Origin of the sequence: Pantoea sp. NGS-ED-1003 (assembly GCF_000738765.1) — a bacterium.
In the GTDB taxonomy this organism is placed as follows: domain Bacteria; phylum Pseudomonadota; class Gammaproteobacteria; order Enterobacterales; family Enterobacteriaceae; genus Pantoea; species Pantoea septica.
In genome coordinates this window covers 161206-180220 of sequence record NZ_JPQA01000010.1, presented here as the reverse complement: position 1 = coordinate 180220, position 19015 = coordinate 161206, and the positions used below count along the sequence as shown (strand labels likewise).

Annotated in this window: 17 protein-coding genes and 4 tRNA genes; 4 read left to right on the top strand and 17 right to left on the bottom strand. The window is 60.0% G+C overall.

The features are described 5' to 3' along the window. Positions 1 to 78: 78 nt before the first annotated feature. The 6 genes from yigB to JS46_RS19235 all read right to left on the bottom strand — a co-directional run bounded on the left by yigB (position 79) and on the right by JS46_RS19235 (position 6154). Positions 79 to 795, bottom strand: a complete 717-nt coding sequence (yigB, locus tag JS46_RS19260) for a 5-amino-6-(5-phospho-D-ribitylamino)uracil phosphatase YigB (RefSeq protein WP_033754586.1) — start codon at positions 793 to 795, stop codon at positions 79 to 81. Next, the gene (xerC, locus tag JS46_RS19255) at positions 792 to 1694 is read right to left on the bottom strand and encodes a tyrosine recombinase XerC (protein ID WP_033754584.1); all 903 of its coding nucleotides are present in this window, start codon (positions 1692 to 1694) and stop codon (positions 792 to 794) included. The genes yigB and xerC overlap by 4 nt, the downstream gene beginning before the upstream one ends. Further along, positions 1691 to 2395: a DUF484 domain-containing protein gene (locus JS46_RS19250; protein WP_033754581.1), complete on the bottom strand. Its 705-nt coding sequence runs from the start codon at positions 2393 to 2395 to the stop codon at positions 1691 to 1693. Before JS46_RS19250 ends, xerC begins: the two co-directional genes overlap by 4 nt. Further along, positions 2392 to 3216: a diaminopimelate epimerase gene (dapF, locus tag JS46_RS19245; RefSeq protein WP_033754713.1), complete on the bottom strand. Its 825-nt coding sequence runs from the start codon at positions 3214 to 3216 to the stop codon at positions 2392 to 2394. The genes JS46_RS19250 and dapF overlap by 4 nt, the downstream gene beginning before the upstream one ends. 29 nt (positions 3217 to 3245) lie before the next feature. After that, positions 3246 to 3464, bottom strand: coding sequence for a lipoprotein (locus JS46_RS19240; RefSeq protein WP_033754710.1), 219 nt, complete (start codon positions 3462 to 3464; stop codon positions 3246 to 3248). A 131-nt stretch (positions 3465 to 3595) separates the two neighbouring features. Next, on the bottom strand, positions 3596 to 6154 hold the full coding sequence (locus JS46_RS19235) for a class I adenylate cyclase (protein WP_033754578.1): 2559 nt from the start codon (positions 6152 to 6154) through the stop codon (positions 3596 to 3598). A gap of 318 nt (positions 6155 to 6472) precedes the next feature. Between JS46_RS19235 and hemC the strand changes: the two genes are divergently transcribed. The 4 genes from hemC to hemY are packed head-to-tail and all read left to right on the top strand — an operon-like array spanning position 6473 to position 10510. Next, positions 6473 to 7414 (top strand): hydroxymethylbilane synthase, encoded by a 942-nt coding sequence (gene hemC / locus JS46_RS19230; RefSeq protein WP_033754707.1) that lies wholly within the window; start codon positions 6473 to 6475, stop codon positions 7412 to 7414. Then, positions 7411 to 8151, top strand: a complete 741-nt coding sequence (gene hemD / locus JS46_RS19225) for a uroporphyrinogen-III synthase (RefSeq protein WP_033754576.1) — start codon at positions 7411 to 7413, stop codon at positions 8149 to 8151. Before hemC ends, hemD begins: the two co-directional genes overlap by 4 nt. Positions 8152 to 8175: 24 nt before the next feature. Continuing rightward, on the top strand, positions 8176 to 9309 hold the full coding sequence (gene hemX / locus JS46_RS19220; RefSeq protein ID WP_033754574.1) for a uroporphyrinogen-III C-methyltransferase: 1134 nt from the start codon (positions 8176 to 8178) through the stop codon (positions 9307 to 9309). A 4-nt stretch (positions 9310 to 9313) separates the two neighbouring features. After that, positions 9314 to 10510, top strand: coding sequence for a protoheme IX biogenesis protein HemY (gene hemY / locus JS46_RS19215; protein ID WP_033754572.1), 1197 nt, complete (start codon positions 9314 to 9316; stop codon positions 10508 to 10510). Positions 10511 to 11289: 779 nt separating this feature from the next. Here the strand turns inward: hemY and JS46_RS19210 are convergent. The 11 genes from JS46_RS19210 to rfbA all read right to left on the bottom strand — a co-directional run bounded on the left by JS46_RS19210 (position 11290) and on the right by rfbA (position 19013). Further along, a tRNA-Pro gene (locus tag JS46_RS19210) sits at positions 11290 to 11366 on the bottom strand. 25 nt (positions 11367 to 11391) lie between these two features. Next, positions 11392 to 11478 (bottom strand) — tRNA-Leu (locus JS46_RS19205). Positions 11479 to 11494: 16 nt separating this feature from the next. After that, a tRNA-His gene (locus JS46_RS19200) sits at positions 11495 to 11570 on the bottom strand. A 94-nt stretch (positions 11571 to 11664) separates the two neighbouring features. Next, positions 11665 to 11741, bottom strand: a tRNA-Arg gene (locus tag JS46_RS19195). 159 nt (positions 11742 to 11900) lie between these two features. Further along, positions 11901 to 12641, bottom strand: a complete 741-nt coding sequence (wecG, locus tag JS46_RS19190; protein WP_033754570.1) for a lipopolysaccharide N-acetylmannosaminouronosyltransferase — start codon at positions 12639 to 12641, stop codon at positions 11901 to 11903. 34 nt (positions 12642 to 12675) lie between these two features. Beyond that, positions 12676 to 14019, bottom strand: a complete 1344-nt coding sequence (gene wzyE / locus JS46_RS19185; protein WP_033754568.1) for an ECA oligosaccharide polymerase — start codon at positions 14017 to 14019, stop codon at positions 12676 to 12678. After that, a complete protein-coding gene (locus JS46_RS19180) occupies positions 14016 to 15083 on the bottom strand; it encodes a TDP-N-acetylfucosamine:lipid II N-acetylfucosaminyltransferase (RefSeq protein WP_033754566.1) in 1068 nt (355 codons plus the stop codon). Before JS46_RS19180 ends, wzyE begins: the two co-directional genes overlap by 4 nt. Beyond that, complete coding sequence (wzxE, locus tag JS46_RS19175; protein WP_033754565.1) at positions 15080 to 16330, bottom strand: lipid III flippase WzxE; 1251 nt, start codon at positions 16328 to 16330, stop codon at positions 15080 to 15082. Before wzxE ends, JS46_RS19180 begins: the two co-directional genes overlap by 4 nt. Beyond that, the gene (gene rffA / locus JS46_RS19170; RefSeq protein ID WP_033754562.1) at positions 16330 to 17460 is read right to left on the bottom strand and encodes a dTDP-4-amino-4,6-dideoxygalactose transaminase; all 1131 of its coding nucleotides are present in this window, start codon (positions 17458 to 17460) and stop codon (positions 16330 to 16332) included. Before rffA ends, wzxE begins: the two co-directional genes overlap by 1 nt. Continuing rightward, positions 17447 to 18154 (bottom strand): dTDP-4-amino-4,6-dideoxy-D-galactose acyltransferase, encoded by a 708-nt coding sequence (gene rffC, locus JS46_RS19165; RefSeq protein WP_033754559.1) that lies wholly within the window; start codon positions 18152 to 18154, stop codon positions 17447 to 17449. The genes rffA and rffC overlap by 14 nt, the downstream gene beginning before the upstream one ends. After that, positions 18132 to 19013, bottom strand: a complete 882-nt coding sequence (gene rfbA, locus JS46_RS19160) for a glucose-1-phosphate thymidylyltransferase RfbA (protein WP_033754556.1) — start codon at positions 19011 to 19013, stop codon at positions 18132 to 18134. Before rfbA ends, rffC begins: the two co-directional genes overlap by 23 nt. Between the last annotated feature and the right edge of the window lie 2 nt (positions 19014 to 19015).

Below are 19015 nucleotides of genomic sequence, written 5' to 3'. Positions count from 1 at the left end.
AACAAAAAGCGAACCCTGAATCATTCGGCTTGCAGCAAGAGGCATGATTCAGGGCACGACTGGATAAATCTACAGCCATTATAACAGTGAGCTCAGGGATGCCAATCGCGAAATTTCTACGTGCGGCACCAGCCGCGCATCGGCCACCTGCATCAGGTTGCCGCCGCGCAGGTTAATCCAGCACGCCTGCAGGCCGCAGCGCAGCGCGCCGGCCACGTCGGTGGTCAGGTCGTCGCCCACGTGCAGAATGTGCTCCGGCGCGATGCCGAGCCGCTGCGCGGCGAGATGATACATATCCTGATAAGGCTTCGCGCGGCCATCCGGTCCGGCGCGCAGCGCGAACTGGAAATAGTCGGCGATGCCGAGCTGTTCCGGGCGGGCGTTACCGTTGGTGATCGCCACCAGCGGCACTTTTTCGCCCAGCGCCTTCAGGGTCTGATGCGTCTCTTCCGGCATCTCGACCTGACTGCGCCAGTGGTGAAAGACGCCCATGATTTCATCAGCGCCCGCCGTCGCTTCCTGCAAGGAGAGACCGGCGTTCAGCAGCGCCAGCTCGACCGAGCGTCGACGCCATTCCGATACGTCGTGATAAATATCGGGCTCGCGCACCAGCAGTTCGTCGCGCAGCCGTTGATAATCGAGCGGCGTAAATTCGCGCAGCGACGGATGATAGGCCTGCAGCGCCGCATGCGATTCGGCGGTGGTTTTGCGGATCACCGGATAGTTGTCGTAAAGCGTATCGTCGAGATCGAAAGTCATCGCTTTCACGGCGCGTAGCGGACGGTAAAACTTCATTCGTTCTTTCCTCGTTTGGCGCGGGGATGCGCAGCGTCATACACCGTCGCCAGATGCTGGAAGTCGAGATGGGTATAGATCTGGGTGGTGGAGAGATTGGCGTGGCCCAGCAGCTCCTGCACCGCGCGCAGATCGCCGCTCGACTCCAGCAGATGCGTGGCGAACGAGTGACGCAGCTTGTGCGGATGAATATGGCTGGCGACGCCCTGCTTCACGCCCCATTCAGCGAAGCGCTTTTGCACGTTGCGCGCCGAAATGCGGCGTCCCCGGCTGGAGAGAAACAGCGCGTCATCCTCGCTGCCAAAAGCGGCGCGCAGCGGCAGCCACTGTTCCAGCCAGGTGACGGCGGTGCGTCCGATCGGCACGCGGCGCTCTTTGCTGCCTTTGCCTACTACCCAGACATCGCCCGCATCGAGATCGACGTGGCGGCAGTCCATATTCACCAGCTCCGACAGGCGCAGTCCGCCGCCGTACATCACCTCCAGCATCGCGCGGTCGCGCACCGCCAGCGGATCGTTAAGGTCGATCTCCAGCAGCTGATTCACTTCGTCGACGTCGATGTTCTTCGGCAGATGGCGCGCGTTGCGCGGCGTGGTGATCCCTTTGGCGGGATTGGCGGAGAGTTTGCCCTGGCTGACCTGCCAGTCGAGAAAGCTGCGCAGCGCCGACAGACGCAGCGCGAGGCTGCTGGCGCCTAATCCGGCGCGACGGCTGCGCGACGCCATGCTGCGCACCTGCGCCGGCTCCAGCTGCGCCCAGCTCTCCAGCTTCATCTCTTCGGCCATTTCGCTCAGCGTCGCCAGCTGGCGCGCGTAGTTTTCCTGCGTCAGCGGGCTGAGCTGACGCTCCACCCGGAGGTAGCGCAGGAATTCGTCGACGGCGGCCTGCAGCGCGCTCATGCGCGTTCCACCCAGCGCGACAGCAGCTCCGGCATCATCTGCGCCAGATGCTGCAACAGCAGCGTGCCCATGCCGGCCTGATAGTGCTGGCTGTCGCGGCTGCTGAAGATCAGCACGCCCAGCTCGCCGCGCTCGCCCATCAGCGACATCGCGACCGACCCGATCGCTTTAGCCTGCGGCAGCAGCAGCAGCAGTTCGGGGCCGTTCAGGCTGCCAAGAAAATGGTGCTGCTGGCCGAAGCGCTGGATGCGCAGCGGCTCGAACGCCTGCCGCGACAGGCTAAGCTGCACGAATTCCGAGGGCGCGCCCAGCCGCCATTTGTCGGCGAAAAGGCGCAGATTGGCGCCTGCCAGCCCGAGATCGCGCGCCCAGCGGTGCAGGCGGTTCAGCATCTCCTGCAGCGAATCGGCCGACGCCAGATGGCCCTGCAGCGCCAGCAGCCGATCGAACAGCTCATGGTTGGCGCTGGCCTGCTCCATCAGCAGGGTGATCTCCTCTTCCAGCCGCTGGATATGGTTGCGCTGACGCGCCATATGCCACTCCACCAGCGACACGCTGCCGCGCACCGGATGCGGCACCGCCATCTGTTCAACCTGGCGGGCGTTGCGGATAAAGAAATCAGGATTTTGCTGCAGATAATCGTTAACGGCCTGATCGTCCAGCAGGATCGTATTGTCAGCCTGCTCTTCGATATTTTTCATAGATGAATAAACCCATCGTAAACGTGTGTGGCGGGTCCGGTCATAAACAGCGGCTGACCAGCTCCTTTCCAGGCGATATGCAGCGTGCCGCCCGGCAGATCGACGCGCACCTTCGGCGCCAGAATGCCCTGCTGAACGCCGCAGGCTACCGCGGCGCACGCGCCGCTGCCGCACGCCTGGGTTTCGCCCGCTCCGCGCTCGTAAACGCGCAGGCGAATATGCTCCGCCGACACCACTTCCATAAAGCCGACGTTGACGCGTTCGGGAAAGCGCTCGTGGCTTTCCAGCGCCGGGCCGACGGTCTCGACCGCGGCGGTCTGCACGCTGTCGACCTGGATCACGCAGTGCGGATTGCCCATCGACACCGCGCCGAACATGACGGTCTGTTCGGCGACACGCAGCAGATAGAGATTTTCCGCTTTATTGGCGCGGAACGGCACCTGCTGCGGTTCGAAATTGGGCTCGCCCATATTGACGCGCACCAGTTCGTCCGGCGTCACGCTCAATACCATCCGTCCGGTTTGCGTGCTGACGCGGATTTCGCTTTTGTTGGTCAGCCCTTTCAGCCTGACGAAGCGGGCGAAGCAACGCGCGCCGTTGCCGCACTGCGCCACTTCGCTGCCGTCGGCATTGAAGATACGATAGTGGAAATCGAGATCGGGATCGTAAGGCGGCTCGACGATCAGCAGCTGATCGAAACCGATCCCCAGATGGCGATCCGCCAGCCGGCGAATCAGCTCCGGCGAGAAAAAGACGTTTTGCGTCACGGCATCCACAACCATGAAATCGTTGCCGAGTCCGTGCATTTTGGAGAACTGCATTTTTTGCTCCGCCGGGTGCGCCATTACAATTATTCTGCTGACATGCTGGCGTTGCCGCCGCTCACCAGTCCGTGCGTGTCTGCCTGAGCCGCACGCTGTTGCTGCTGCTTTTTCTGCTGCTCAGCTTGCTGTGGAGATTGCGTTTTTGGCTGGTCGGCGGGCGGGAAGTAAAGCGGTCCTTTTAGTCCACAGCCTGCCAGGCTCGTCAGCGCCAGCGCCATTGCCAACAGGCTTTTTACTCTCTTCATCTCTTCTGCTCTTTTGTCCTTAACCTGGTTGCTTATCATCGCAGTTGAAGATGGAAAAGCAACAGGAAATCCCCGCAATTCGCGTGCGCGCGGTGACGTTCTAAGGAAAGAGCCGCGCGGCGAGCGCGGCGTCAGTGTACCTGGTAGCGCGGCTGATAGTCGCCGTTGTCGTTATCCGGCTGCGTGGCGCAAAGCTGGGCCAGCGTCTGGCTGCGGAACGGGATCACCTGGAAGCGGTCGCCGGTATTCACGATCTGGTAGAACTGCGGCAGGTTGAAGTTGATAAAGCTGGAGCCGTAGGTAAAGCGATCGTGCGAAGAGGAGTAAAAGCGGCTGACGTCGCGCACCAGCTCCTCTTTGCTGCCTTCGCAATGGTGATAGACCTCGACGCGGTTGGTTTCATCCAGGATATAGATGTTGAAACCCTGCTCGTCGGTGGTGTCTTCGAAGAAGAACTGAATAATGCCTTCGCTGGCGTAGCCGTTCACCACCGGCGGCAGCGGCGTCTGGTTCGATTCCACTTTGATCGACAGGCCGTGCAGCTTGTTGTTGGAGATGGCGCCGTAGAACTCCACCGCGTTTTCCAGCTTCTGCACCGACACGCTCATGCGCTCGAAGAACAGTCCCCACGTCTGGCCCGCCATGCGCAGCGCTTTAAAGCGGCCCGGCTCCTGACGCGTGCTGGAGAGACGCAGCTCGATGCATTCGGAAACCAGCTGCTGAACACGCGTGCGGATCAGCCCGCGCAGATGCTGGCTGTAGCAGAAGACTTCTACCGTGTCCGGCGGCGAAGCGTCCTGATGCATTTTGCCCAGAATGGTTTTCAACGCCTCGATCATCGCCTGCTCGCCGCTGAAGTGCAGCGTGCGCACTTCGTTCCACGAGTTGCGGTAGAGCAGATCGATACTGCCGATCAGGCACTGCTGCTGCTGGCCGAAGCTAAAGACGTCGAGCTTGCGGAAATCGAAGTGCACCACCTGATTGCGGAAAGCGGAGGTCGGATCGTGCTCAAGGTTGACGATAATCGCCAGATGGCGGATTTCGCACGGGCTGTAGAGCGCTTTCGGCGTCGGCGCAGGCAGGCGCAGCGGGAAGTGCGACGAGACGTCGTTCACCAGCTCCTGCAGGCGCGCCAGATCGCAGATCTCGTTGCCTTTGATATGCAGCCGCGTTTTGCTGGTCAACAGGCCGTTGAACCACGCCCAGGCCACCAGCTTATTCAGATAGCGGTTATATTCCAGCGGCTGATGGCTGATGATCGAGCTCATGTCCGGCGCCTGGTTATAGAGATACCAGCCTGAACGGTTGGCGCGGCCCGCCGGAACGTGAATAAAGGTCAGGTTCTCTTCCGAGAGGTCAGGCGAAATCTGCGGATTGACCAGCGTGACCTTGCCCGGCAGCGCTTCAAAAGCGGCGTACAGTTTACGCGTCAGCACGCCGATATCCTGCGGACTCGCGCTGACGCTTAAATTGTTGCGACGGGCAAAACGGATCAGGTTGCGATAGCTCTGCATCATCGCATCCAGCAGTTCGTTGTGCGCCTCGCGCACGCGTTCGATTTTCCAGCCGCCGCGGTTGTCGAGAATCGCCAGTTTTTCCTCGTCCCAGCCCCACTCTTTTACCAGCTGCGACAGGATCTCGCGTCGCCAGCCCGAGCGGCTGCTGGTTTCGTCGGCGCTCAGCTTCTCGCACACTTTCAGGTAGAAACAGCGGCGCACCAGGTCGAGGCGCGGCCGATCGTCCACGCTGGTCAGATAGTGCGTCACGCGCTCCAGCATCATGCAGTAGGGATCGAGGCCGAAGCTGACGATTTCGCCGTCGTGCAGGCGCTGTTTGATATCCATCGCCAGCAGTTGGGTGTTGGGATACTCCCAGCTGTAGGCCTCCAGCAGCAGCGTTTTCAGCACCGCTTTATAGGGCGAGTCGATGCTTTTATAGAGCTGCCACAGGCTGGCGCCGAAGTACTCTTCCGCCGACAGCGTGCCCAGCCCGCCGAGATCGAGCCACTCGTTAGGCGTCAGCACGCCCTGTGCGTAAAGCGACATCACATAGTCGTCGTAGTGATGCTCTTCTTCGCACGGCACCATATTCCACAGGATGCGTTTGCCCGCCATGCGCACGGCGGTGCGATAGAACTCGTCGAGCAGCAAAATATGCTGCGTCGAGCCGCAGTCTTCTCCGCCAAGACTGCCGCTTTCGTTATGGCGGAAGCGGTTTTCATCAATCAGGAAGAAGCTGACTTCCACGCCCATCGACACGCACCACTTCTGCAGCAGCGTGCATTTGCGCTGCAGGTTGAGGCGCTCTTCGTTATCCAGCCATGACTGATGGCAGACCCAGATATCCAGGTCGGAGACGCTGTTCTGACCAACCGATGAGGTGCTGCCCATGGAGTAGATGCCGGTAATCGGCATCTCGCCGGTGGGCGATACGTCCAGCGTCAGCTCGCGGCTGCCCGCCAGTTCGCGCATTAGCAGAAGCTGATTTTCTTCAGGCGTGAAGAAACTGATGCCGCGGGGAACGTTACCGTCGAAGTAACCCGGCATCAGCGGATAATGATAATGTAATAAGGTCGGCAGCAGACTGTATACGTGCTGGAAAGCAGGTCCCATCGCAGCCAGCGCGCGATCGACACGCAGCTGATTAATGGCATCCAGTCTCTGTTTCAGTGTCTCAATGTAGAGGTACAAGACGTTTCGCCTGATTGTCCCAGTGTTTAAGCAACCTGTTTCCTCAATCCGCCGCTTAGTAATCGAAAAAGTTGGACGAATTATTGCTGGAAACGTGATCAATCTAACACCTGGCAGATTGACCGTAAAGAAAGTTGCGCTACCTAACAGTTTAGCACGTTCCTGTTCGCTTCCTGCGCTTTCGGACACCGGCGGTCCGCTTCATCCTCTTTTCACTGGCGAATCCTCCCGCCAGCCCGGTCAAATAATCCGTTGAAACTGTCAGCCATCAGCCGACAATGATAGGATATTCGGTGAACGATCAAAATGGTTAACAGCATGTTAGACAAAATTTTCAGAATTGCTACAAGACAAAGTCCTCTCGCGCTCTGGCAGGCACATTATGTCCAGCAACGCCTGATGGCCGCGCATCCGGGCCTGCGTGTGGAGCTGGTGCCTATGGTCACCAAAGGCGACGTCATCCTCGACACGCCGCTGGCGAAAGTCGGCGGTAAAGGACTCTTTGTTAAAGAGCTGGAGCTGGCGATGCTGGAAGATCGCGCCGATCTCGCGGTCCATTCGATGAAAGATGTGCCGGTCGCATTCCCCGAAGGATTAGGGCTGGTCACGATTTGCGAGCGTGAAGACCCGCGCGACGCTTTTGTCTCAAACCACTACGACTCGCTCGACGCGCTGCCGCAGGGCGCGGTAGTCGGCACGTCCAGCCTGCGCCGTCAGAGCCAGATTAGTGAACGCCGCCCGGATCTGGTGATCCGCTCGCTGCGCGGCAACGTCGGAACGCGCCTGTCGAAACTCGACGCCGGCGAGTATGACGCCATTATTCTGGCGGCCGCCGGACTGAAGCGTCTGGAGCTAGAGTCACGCATTCGTCAGCCGCTGCCGGCAGAAATCTCTCTGCCCGCCGTCGGCCAGGGCGCGGTAGGCATCGAATGCCGCCTCGACGACAGCGAACTGATTAACCTTCTTCAGGCGCTCAATCACGACGATACCGCCGTCTGCGTCAAAGCCGAGCGCGCGATGAACACCCGGCTGGAAGGCGGCTGCCAGGTGCCAATCGGCAGCTTCGCGCTGCTGGAAGGCGACAAGCTGTGGCTGCGCGGCCTGGTCGGCGCGCCGGACGGCAGCGTGATGGTGCGCGGCGAACGTCGCGGCCCGCGCGCCGAGGCGGAAGCGATGGGCATCTCTCTCGCCGAAGAGTTGCTCGGCAAGGGCGCGCGCGACATTCTGCGCGAGGTCTACCAGGGGCAGCCGCCGGTATGACTATCCTGGTCACTCGCCCGGAACCCGCCGCCAGCGCGCTGGTGACTCGCCTGCGCAGCCTTGGCCGTCAGGCCTGGAGCCTGCCGCTGATTGAGTTTGCGCCGGGCAGCGACCTCGATCGTCTGCCGCAGCAGCTTGCCGCGCTACGCGGCGGCGACCTGGTTTTCCTGCTTTCTCAGCAGGTGATCCACTATGCGCAGCCTGCGCTAATCCGTCATCACGCAGCGTGGCCTGCGGACGTAGACTATTATGCAATTGGTCGCAGTACCGCGCTGGCGTTTCACACCGCCAGCGGTCGCCACGTCGATTATCCGCACGCGCAGGAGACCAGCGAAGCGCTGATAAACCTGGCGGCGCTACAGCGCGTATCCGGTAAGAAAGCGCTGATTTTACGCGGAAATCCGGGACGCGAACTGCTGGCGGAAACGCTGACCGCTCGCGGGGCGGAAGTCTCATTTAGCCAGTGCTATCATCGCTGCCAGAAGCACTACGACGGCCCAGTTGAAGGTCGACGCTGGCGCAACCGCGGCATCACAACGCTGGTGGTCAGCAGCGGTGAAATGTTACAACAGCTGTTTTCTCTGTTCCCCGCGATCGATCGCGAGGAATGGTTATTGCGCTGTCGACTGGTTGTCGTCAGTGAACGTTTGGCTACGCTTGCCGGAGAACTGGGCTGGCAGGATATTCAGGTAGCCGATGGTGCCGATAACGACGCGCTGCTGCGCGCGTTACGCTGAACTTAATCATGGGATGTGCCACAGATGACGGAACAAAAAGCGACCTCCGCCACGGTCGAAGAGACTACGCCAGCGGCAGACACTTCGCCCTCTTCTCGCCCGCAACCGCCGCGCGATAAAAAGAGCGGCGGCATGGTGCTGGGCGCGGTGGCGATTGTCATCGCCCTTGCGACCGGCGCGGGTTTATACCTTAACGGGAAACATCAGGCTGAACTTCAGGCGCAGGCGAATCAGAGCCTGAGCGACAAGCTGAACGCCTTGCAGCAGCAAGCGGGCAGCGACAAACAGCAGTTGACTCAGCAGCTCAGCAGCGCGCAAAGCGCCCTGAACGACGCGCGTACCCAGCAGGCCGCCACGGCGAAAGAGCTGGAAGCCCTGCGTGAAAAGGTCGCGACTATTTCCAGCAATGACGTGAACGCCTGGCTGGTGTCGCAGGCTGACTACCTGGTGAAACTGGCGGGCCGCAAGCTCTGGAGCGACCAGGATGTCACCACGGCGGCAGCGCTGCTGAAAAGCGCCGACGCCAGCCTGGCTGATATGAACGATCCGAGCGTCACCAGCGTGCGTCGCGCGCTGACGCAGGATATCAGCACCCTTTCGTCCATCGATCAAATCGATTACGACGGCATTATTCTGAAGCTGAATCAGCTCTCTAACGGCGTCGACAACCTGCGTCTGGCGGATAACGACAGCGACGACGCGCCGATGGACAGCGATGGCGGCGAGCTGACCTCTTCGCTGCGCGAATGGCGTCAGAACCTGGTGAAAAGCTGGCATAACTTTATGGATGACTTCATTACTATCCGCCGCCGCGACAATACAGCGCAGCCGCTGCTGGCGCCGAACCAGGACGTTTATCTGCGCGAGAACATCCGCTCGCGTCTGCTGATCGCCGCGCAGGCGGTGCCGCGTCATCAGGACGAAATCTATAAACAGTCTATTGATACCGTATCCAGCTGGGTGCGCGCCTGGTACGACACCAACGATCCCGCGACCAAAGCCTTCCTGGCGCAGCTGGATGAACTGAGCCAGCAGAGCATCAATATGAACCTGCCGGACAATCTGGAAAGCCAGCCGCTTATCGATAAGCTGATGCAGACGCGCGTGCGCAACCTGATTGCGCAGCCTTCCGTCGCCGCTGACCAGCAAGGGGGCTAAGCGCATGCTTAAGGTATTTATCCTGTTCATCCTGCTGATCGCCGGTATTGTGGTCGGTCCGATGATTGCCGGCCATCAGGGCTATGTGCTGATTCAGACCGATAACTGGAATGTAGAAACCAGCGTCACCGGTCTGGCGATCATTCTGATCGTTAGCCTGCTGGTTATTCTCGGCGTCGAATGGCTGCTGCGTCGTCTGTTTCGCACCGGCGCCCGCACCCGCGGCTGGTTTACCGGCCGCAAACGCCGTCGCGCGCAGCGTCACACCCAGACCGCGCTGATGAAGCTGGCCGAAGGCGATCACCGCCAGGTAGAGAAGCTGCTGTCGAAAGACGCCGATCACGCCGAAGTGCCGGTGGCCAACTATCTGCTGGCCGCCGAAGCGGCGCAGCAGCGCGGCGATGAGATCCGCGCCAACCAGCATCTGGAGCGCGCTGCCGAACTCTCGGACAATGACGTGATTCCGGTTGAGATCACCCGCACGCGTATTCTGCTGGCACGCAACGAAGATCACGCCGCGCGTCACGGCATCGACCGCTTGCTGGAGGTCGCGCCGCGCCATCCGGAAGTCCTGCGCCTGGCGGAGCAGGCTTACGTGCGCACCGGCGCATGGAGTTCGCTGATTGATATTCTGCCTGCGATGGAAAAATCGCAGGTAGGCGATGAAGAGCATCGCGCGCACCTGCAGCAGCAGGCGTGGCTAGGCCTGATGAATCAGGCGATGGCCGATCAGGGCAGCGACGGCCTGAAGCGCTGGTGGTCGAATCTGAGCCGTAAAACGCGTCAGCAAACGGCGCTGCAGGTGGCGATGGCAGACCATCTGATTGAGTGCGACGATCACCAGACCGCGCAGGATATCGTGCTGGACGGCCTGAAACGCCACTATGACGATCGTCTGGTGCTGCTGATGCCGCGCATTAAAAGCAGCAACCCGGAAGCGCTGGAGAAAGCGCTGCGCCAGCAGATCAAGCAACATGGCGCGACGCCGCTGCTGCACAGCACGCTGGGGCAGTTGTTGATGCGCCATGGCGAATGGCAGCAGGCTGTCGAAGCGTTCCAGCAGGCGCTGGCGCAGCGCCCCGATGCGTTCGATTATGCGTGGCTGGCGGATGCCTACGACCGCATGCACCGTCCGGAAGAGGCAGCGAAAATGCGCCGCGAGGGCTTACTGCTGACGCTGAAAAACAACCCGAATGCTTAATGTTGTTGTTGCTTGTTTACGCCGGGCTTGCCCGGCTTTTTTTTGCCCTTTATCCGCCGCAAAAAAAACACCTGCCAGAGGCAGGTGTAAAATCAGGTCGGTAAGACAACCCTGAGGTATCCGACTCAACGGTATGTCTGTTGGCCCTGCAAGGGGTTAGCGATGCAGGCAGGCAGACAACGGATACCCAAAAGTGGCTCTGCGTCATTCCCAGGTTTATGCAGCATCCGCAGACATAAGAGGTGGAATGAGCATCTACGCGCTAAGTATTGCACAGAGCGTGCCAGGCTGCAGAAAATAGATTAAATTCTTTATTTTCATCAGGATAAATTATTACGCTATTCTCTGGCGCGCCGATCTTGTCTGCCTTAGACGACAACTGGCCCGCTTGCTGTCTCTTTTTGGAGACGATGAAAGACCACTACTATTAACTCATTTAAAATCAATAAATTAATAGTCGCCAGACAGAGACAATCCTCTTCTGTGTCTATTCCACAAAAGAAAAGGTGTTTAAAAGTAGGTAACGCAAAGCGTCCCGCGACAGGGACAAAAACGCCGGGAGCGTTTTTGAACAGCGCGTAGCGTTGGCCCGTTTACGGGCGCACCTCAGGGATGAGGTGCGTACTCGCGCGGGCCGAGCGCGCAGGGATGCGTACAGCGACTTTGCGATTCGTCCATGTCATTCACGTAAGCACTCAAATCCACAGTGCCGGTTTTTTTAACGATGCTTATTTCATGCAGACGAAAAAAAACCTGCTTTTTCAAGCAGGTTTATAAAATGGTCGGCGAGAGAGGATTCGAACCTCCGACCCACTGGTCCCAAACCAGTTGCGCTACCAAGCTGCGCTACTCGCCGATAATTTTTATTGTTTTGTTTTGCCTGGTGCGAAGAGAGGGACTTGAACCCTCACGTCCGTTAAGACACTAACACCTGAAGCTAGCGCGTCTACCAATTCCGCCACCTTCGCGTATCCCAGCAAAATCTGGGGTGGCTAATGGGACTCGAACCCACGACAACTGGAATCACAATCCAGGGCTCTACCAACTGAGCTATAGCCACCACAATTCGTTATGTTGCAAGCCACCGACCTACACCATGTAACTCTTTACTAACGCGGTAATGTAACCACCGCAGCTCCTGCGCACAAACTAAATGGCGCGCCCGACAGGATTCGAACCTGAGACCTCTGCCTCCGGAGGGCAGCGCTCTATCCAGCTGAGCTACGGGCGCGTAGCGCCGTTGCGGATGGGCATACTACGGACTTGGGGTGATGCTGTCCAGTGCTTTTTTAATAAAAAAACGCGTTTGATTACGCTTTGTGCATTTCGTCGAGTAATGCAGCACTCTGGCTATTTCCGCAGCGAAAAAAGGCCGAAGTAATCAGTAATATCAGAGATCGCCACGCCAGTGATAGCGCAAATATTTCAGCAATTTTAGCTGGCGACGCAGCCGACTGGGCTGTCGAATCAAGCGATAGAGCCATTCCAGCCCCAGACGCTGCCAAATCTTCGGCGCGCGCTTCACGTGACCGGTAAACACGTCGTAGGTGCCACCTACCCCCATATAGAGCGCGTGCGGCCAGCGCGCGCGACAGTCGCGCATCAACAGCTCCTGACGCGGCGAGCCCAGCGCGACAGTCACGATACGCGCGCCGCTGGCGGCGACGCGGGTAAAAAGCGCGTCGCGATCGGCAGGCGCGAAATAGCCGTCCTGCGCGCCGACGATATTGACATTCCACTGCCGGCGCAGCTTATCGCAGGTCTCATCCAGCACCGCCTGACGCCCGCCGATCAAGAACACCGGCGTGCCCTGCCGTCCGGCGCGCTCCATTAACGCCTCCCATAAATCGGCGCCCGCAATACGCTGCACCTCGGCCTGGGGATACTTTTTACGGACAGAGCGCACGATGCTGATGCCGTCGGGATATTTGAATTCCGCCTCCTGCAACAGCGCGCGCAGCGCGTCGTCGTGCTCCGCCGTCAGCATCTTCTCGGCATTGAGCGCCACTAGCGTTCCGCTGCGCGCCGTCTCGCCCGGCAGCAAAAAATCCACAAAGGCGGACATACTGTCGAAACCATACAGCGACACGCCGCGAATCTCATACTGCGGCGCTTCCGGTAACCTTGTCATGGTTGAGTTCTATCTTCCTGTTATGCCAGAGGCGTTAAGTGAGGCTATGTACAGCCTGGCCGCCGCGACGTCGAATCAGCCCGGCGCGATCCAGCAGCCAGTAAAGCATCTTCGCCACGCCGAGGCAGGCCAGAAAAATCAAAGCGAAAAAGACCACGCGCGAGCCGAACGCGTCCAGACCCTCGCGCGCCAGCACAATCATATTAAACACCGCGCCAAAGCAGAAACTCTGCATGATCGCGCCGCTATAGCGATTGTCGGCGTCGCGCCCGCGCAAATAGAGCGTATCGAAGCCTTTGATAATCAACCCGACCACCACCGCGCCCGGCAAGATAAACCAGGCGCCGCCCATCACCACCAGCGAACCCAGCAGGGTAGGCGAAATCGCCAGGCCGGAATGGTTGTTTAGCACTTCCCAGGTAAAGTAGTTGGCGCTGTTGAGCACCATCGACGGCCTGCCCGGCCACAGCCAGCCGGGTATATAGACATAAAAGTCGCGCCAGATGGGTGCCAGTCCCTGAAACTCGATCTTTGAGTAGTTCTCCAGCAGCAGCGCCAGATTCTCCCAGGGCGAAAAGGTATCCCGCGTCAGATAAAGAAAGGTGTAAACCGCCTCTTCACCGAACACGTTGAGGTTATAGCGTCGCAGCGCCAGCCAGAACATGCCGCCTATCGCCAGCACGCCCGCCGCCGCCAGCATCCACAGGCTGATCCAGCCGCGCGTAATGCCGATAAACAGGAACAGAGCGAACGCGATAATAATATTGGCGCGCGTGCCGCCCACCAGCGCGTAGGTCAGCAGGCCGAATGCCACCGTAACCACCAGAAACAGCAGCCAGTTGCGCTGCGTCGGCCGCAGAAAATAGAGGATCAGCATCGCCGGGATAAAGAAATAGAAAAAGCGCTTCAGCGCCACGCCGGAGACTTCGCTGGAGAAAATCTGGTTATAGGCGGTCAGACGGAACAGCAGAAAGCCGTTGTGCAGGAAAAAGACCGTTACCGTACCGATCGCCACCAGCGCCAGCAGCACGCAGGTCAGGTGCGTCTCGACGCGGTTCATCTGCAGCCACGGCCGGGCGCGCGGCACCGTCGCAGGGCGCAGCCGCACCTTATAGCTGACGTAGTAAACAGCGTAGAACGCCGTCGCCGACAGCAGCGCCTGCAGCAGATACTCCGGCGGCACTACCTCGACGTTAAAGCGGAACGCCAGCACGCTGGTTAGCGGGAAACCGAAATAGAAAGTCAGTAAAAACAGCAGCGTAAAAAAGAGGTGGAAATTAAAGCGCACGCGCCTGAACTCCCGCCAGGTGAGGGTCAGAATAAAACCCAGCGACAGCAGATAAACCACCAGCAGACCGCTGAACTGCATGAGGTTCATAAGGACTCCCTTTCACATTGGCGCAACGCCTCGCGCCAGCCCGCCACATAGCCCGGCGCGAAAAAGGCGATGGCCTGTTTATCGCAGCTCGCCAGCTGTCGGCGCGCTTCCGCGACGCTCGCGCGATCCAGCGCATCGCCGCTAAACAGCACCGGCAAGCCTTGCTCGCTGATATCGCGCCAGAACGGATTGCGCCGGTTCAGCACAAAAGGCACGTTAGCCTGAATCAGCAGGCTGAGCGTTCCGATGCCCTGCTGGCGTTCGAACATAAAATAGCCTAAATGGCAGCGGGCGAGCAGCGCTAAATAGTCGTCAAAGGCGAGATTGCTGCGCAGCAGCTCGACCTGCCCAGCAGGAAACAGCGTCGCGGCGGCTTTCTCAACCTCGCTAATGTAGGCGTCATTGTCAGGCGGATAGCCCAGCGGCACCACGACGCGCGTCTCCTCGCCAAACTGCGCGCGAATCGCTTTGAGGCCGTCAATATGGCGATTACTGGCGTCGCCGGAGTTGCCCAACAGCACGGTAAAGCGCGCGTCCGGCGCGCTTTGCGGCGCGGCGGCAGGCATTCTCGTCGGAAAATAGAGCAGTTGGGACGGTACGCGCGGATGCCGCTGCTGATAGTGGTGTAAATCGCCGCGGGTGGCGAAAACCCGTGCGACGCGCCCCTGCGCGATGCGGCGCAGCAGATAGAACAGGCGGAACTTCAGGCTGCGCGACTCTTCGTAAAGATCGGCGCCCCAGACGTGCCAGTAGATCTGGCTGGGGCGGATCTTACCGCTCAGCAGCGCCAGCCAGATGCCCGGATTAAACTGCCCGTGGCAGAAAAAACGCTGCTCGCGCGTTTTCGCCCGCGCCGTCAGCGCCTGCGCCAGCGCCTTTTTCGACGCGAAGGTCTCAATGTCGAGATGGCTGAAGGCAGCGAGCGCGGCAGGCTGCTGCGTCACCACCATAAATCGGCGCGGCCGATCGGCAGGCAGCTCAACGCTCAACACCTCGTTGAAAAAGCGCAGCACCGTCTGATTGTGATGGGGGATATCCGATCCCAGAACGTGGATTAACGTCATTTTTTTCGGTAATAAATCATAAAAGCGCCGCAGCAGAGCGCGAAATAAACAAGATAGGTCGCCATATAGGCCTGCGCCGCGCCGGTTACGCCCGAGAGCGGGATGAGCCAGCGCGAAAAGAGCGTCAGCAGCGCGAACTGGCTGATTTCGGCCAGAATATAGAAGCGCAGCGACGCCTTAGCAATCACCAGGTAACCGAAAACATAGGCACCGACCTTGAACACGTCGCCGCACAGCTGCCAGACGAAGAGATCGCGCATGGCGTGAAACGCCGGCGAAAAGAGCAGCCAGATCGCCACGTCGCGCAGTAGCCAGACGCAAAAGCCGACCGCCGCTACGGCGGGCAAGACAAAGCGCAGCGCGCGCATGATTTCACGCGCGATATCGCGTTTCTGCTCCAGCCGCGCCAGTGTCGGCAGCAGCCAGACGCTGAAGGTGGCGGTGATAAACTGCAGCCAGGCGTCGGAGATGCTGGTAACGCCCTGCCACAGGCCGACCTGCGCCCAGCCGTCGTGCTGCGCCAGCAGGTTGCGCATCATTATCCACGCGACCGGCAGCGTCACCGAGGTAATCAGCGCCATCAGGGTGAATTTCGCCAGGCTGCGCGCCAGTTCCGGCTGCCACTGCGGCTTCAGCCAGGCGAGCGGCAGCGGCACGCGTTTCTTCAGCAAAATGAATGCCGGAACAGCCACCAGCGCAGGCACCAGCGCAAAGCCCGCCAGCGCGCCCGCATAGCCGCCTGTCCACCAGCAGAGCACATAGGCCGCGACGCCGATAAGGCTGCCGACGATCAGCGCCAGCGCGTTGCCTCGCGCGTCGCGATAGCCTTTCAGCAGCGCCAGCGCCAGGTTGGCCCAGGCGATGCCGAACTGCAGGAAGGCGATGATGCGCACCACATTCGCAAAGCGCGTATGGCCAAACAGCGCCTGGCTAATCGGCGCGGCCGCCAGCAGAAAAACCAGCGCCAGCAGCGTGGAAAAGCCCAGCACCATCGCCGATGCGGTGCCCAGCAGCGCGCGTAGCGGCTCCGGCTGATGCTGATACTTCGCAACGTAGGTGGTGACGCCGTTGAAGATGCCTGCGCCCGCCAGCACGCCGAGCACGGTGATCAGCTGGCGAAAGTTTCCCGCCTGCCCTACCCCTTCCGGGCCGAAACTCACCGCCAGCAGTTTCACCACCAGCAGACCAGCAGCGATTTTCACCAGTGTGGACGATGCCGTCCACACCGACGCTTTTGCCAGCGACATCAGGCGAAGAAACTCAGCAGGGAACTGATAACCGTATTCTGGTTATTGTCCGTCAGGTTGTAAAACAGCGGCAGGCGCAGCAGACGCTCGCTCTCGGCCGTAGTGAAACGCTCTTCGCCGTGAAAGCGGCCGAACCGTTGGCCGGCGGGCGAACTGTGCAGCGGGATATAGTGGAAAACCGTCAGGATCTCCGCCTCTTTCATCCAGCTAATCAGCGCCTGGCGATCGTCGCTGTCGCGCAGTTTGATATAGAACATATGCGCATTGTGCTCGCAGTCGGCGGGCAGCGACGGCAGCTGGATACGCCCTTGCGCCGCCAGCGGCTGCAGCGCGTCGTAATAGCGCTGCCACAGGCGCAAACGCTGCTGATTGATGCGATCGGCCGCTTCAAGCTGCGCCCACAAATAGGCCGCCTGCAGATCCGCCATCAGATAGCTCGAGCCGATATCGCGCCAGGTATACTTATCCACCTGGCCGCGGAAAAACTGGCTGCGGTTGGTGCCCTTCTCGCGGATGATTTCGGCGCGCTCCACCAGCGCCGCATCGTTGATCAGGGTCGCGCCGCCTTCGCCGCCTGCCGTGTAGTTCTTGGTCTCATGAAAGCTGAAGCAGCCAATATGGCCAATCGTGCCCAGCGCGCGTCCCTTGTAGCGCGACATCACGCCCTGCGCCGCATCCTCGATGACCCAGAGCTGATGTTTCGCCGCCAGCGCCATAATGGCGTCCATTTCGCAGGCCACGCCCGCATAGTGCACCGGCACGATGGCGCGCGTTTTCTCGGTGATCGCCGCTTCGATTTTGCTTTCGTCGATATTGAGCGTATCTGGACGAATATCCACGAAGACGATGGTCGCGCCGCGCAGCACAAAGGCGTTGGCGGTGGAGACGAAGGTGTAGCTCGGCATAATCACTTCATCGCCCGGCTGCAGATCGATCAGCAGCGCCGCCATCTCCAGCGAAGCGGTGCACGACGGCGTCAGCAGCACTTTTTTGCTGCCGAAGCGCTGCTCCATCCACTGCTGACAGCGGCGGGTAAAACCGCCGTCGCCGCACAGCTTGCCGCTGGCCATCGCCGATTGCATATATTCAAGTTCGCTGCCGACAACCGGCGGCGCGTTAAATGGGATCATGACCTTTCCTGTAGAACCAGTAAGCGGTGCTTTCCAGCCGGGCACCGCTGCGTAAATAGAGTCGCATCGCCGGCAGGTTGCTGAGCTGCGTCGCGACGCGCAGACGGCCGAGCTGGCGGACGCGTCCCCAGTCTGCGCCTGCCAGCAGCAGGCGCTGCCCGACGCCGTTGCCCTGCGCATGTGGCAGCACGCCCAGCAGCCCGACCCGCGCCTCACCTTCCGTCTCACGCAGTGAGATAAAACCAAGCAGCGCGCCCGCCTCATCGCTGGCGATCAGGCACTGATGATCAAAGGTGCCGCGCACCGCGTTTTCAATCCACTGGGCGTAAAAGCGCGCGCTGGCGTCTGCCTCGAACCAGGGCGCGCGAAAGCGGCTCTGCACGAAGATCTGCGCCGCGGCGGCGCGCAGCGCGCTGATTTGCGACTCGCGGGCGATGCGGATGCCGCTCTGCCGTTCGGTGCGTTTAATGTTGATGGCCAGATCGGCTTCGCCTTCCGCCAGCTGAAATCCCTGCTGACAGAGAGCGTCGATCGCCTCAAGTCGGTCGGCGGGCACTTTGATCTGCCATAGATCGGCTGGCTGGCGCAGCGCCTCGCTCAGCGGCAGGTCGCCGTCCAGATCGAGTCGCGCCGTCTTGCAACCGAAAAAGGCGCTTTCCCACGCCAGGGGATTAATACTGACGTGGACGGGCATGTAACAGATCCAGCAGATACTGGCCGTAGCCGGTTTTCGTCAGTGCTTCTCCGGCGACGCGCAGCTGCTCGTCGCTCAGCCAGCCGTTGCGCCAGGCGATCTCCTCCAGACAGGCGACTTTGAAACCCTGTCGTTTCTCCACCGTCTGCACAAAGGTGCTGGCCTCGATCAGGCTGTCGTGCGTGCCAGTGTCGAGCCAGGCGAATCCGCGCCCTAAGAGTTCGACGGAGAGCTGGCCGCGCGCCAGATACATCTGGTTGATGGCGGTAATCTCCAGCTCGCCGCGCGCGGAAGGTTTTACCTGCTTTGCAAATTCGACAACCTGATTATCGTAAAAATAGAGGCCGGTTACCGCCCAGCGCGATTTCGGCGCGCTGGGTTTCTCTTCAATAGAGAGCGCGTTGAAGGCTTCGTCAAACTCCACAACGCCAAAACGTTCAGGATCCATCACCTGATAGCCAAACACCGTCGCGCCCTGCTCGCGTGCGGCGACTTTTTTTAGCTTCGGACTGAAGCCCTGGCCGAAATAGAGGTTGTCGCCCAATACCAGACAGCAGCGATCGCCGTCGATAAAGCGCTCGCCGATAATAAACGCCTGAGCCAGTCCATCCGGGCTTGGCTGCACCGCATAGCTGAGATGGATGCCGAATTCGCTACCGTCGCCCAGCAGGCGCACAAAATGATCGCGATCCTCGGGCGTGGTGATCAGCAGAATGTCGCGAATGCCCGCCAGCATCAGCACCGACAGCGGGTAATAGATCATCGGCTTGTCATACACGGGCAGCAGCTGTTTAGAAATCGCCCGCGTAATGGGATGAAGACGCGTGCCTGAGCCGCCTGCCAGAATAATACCTTTCATCG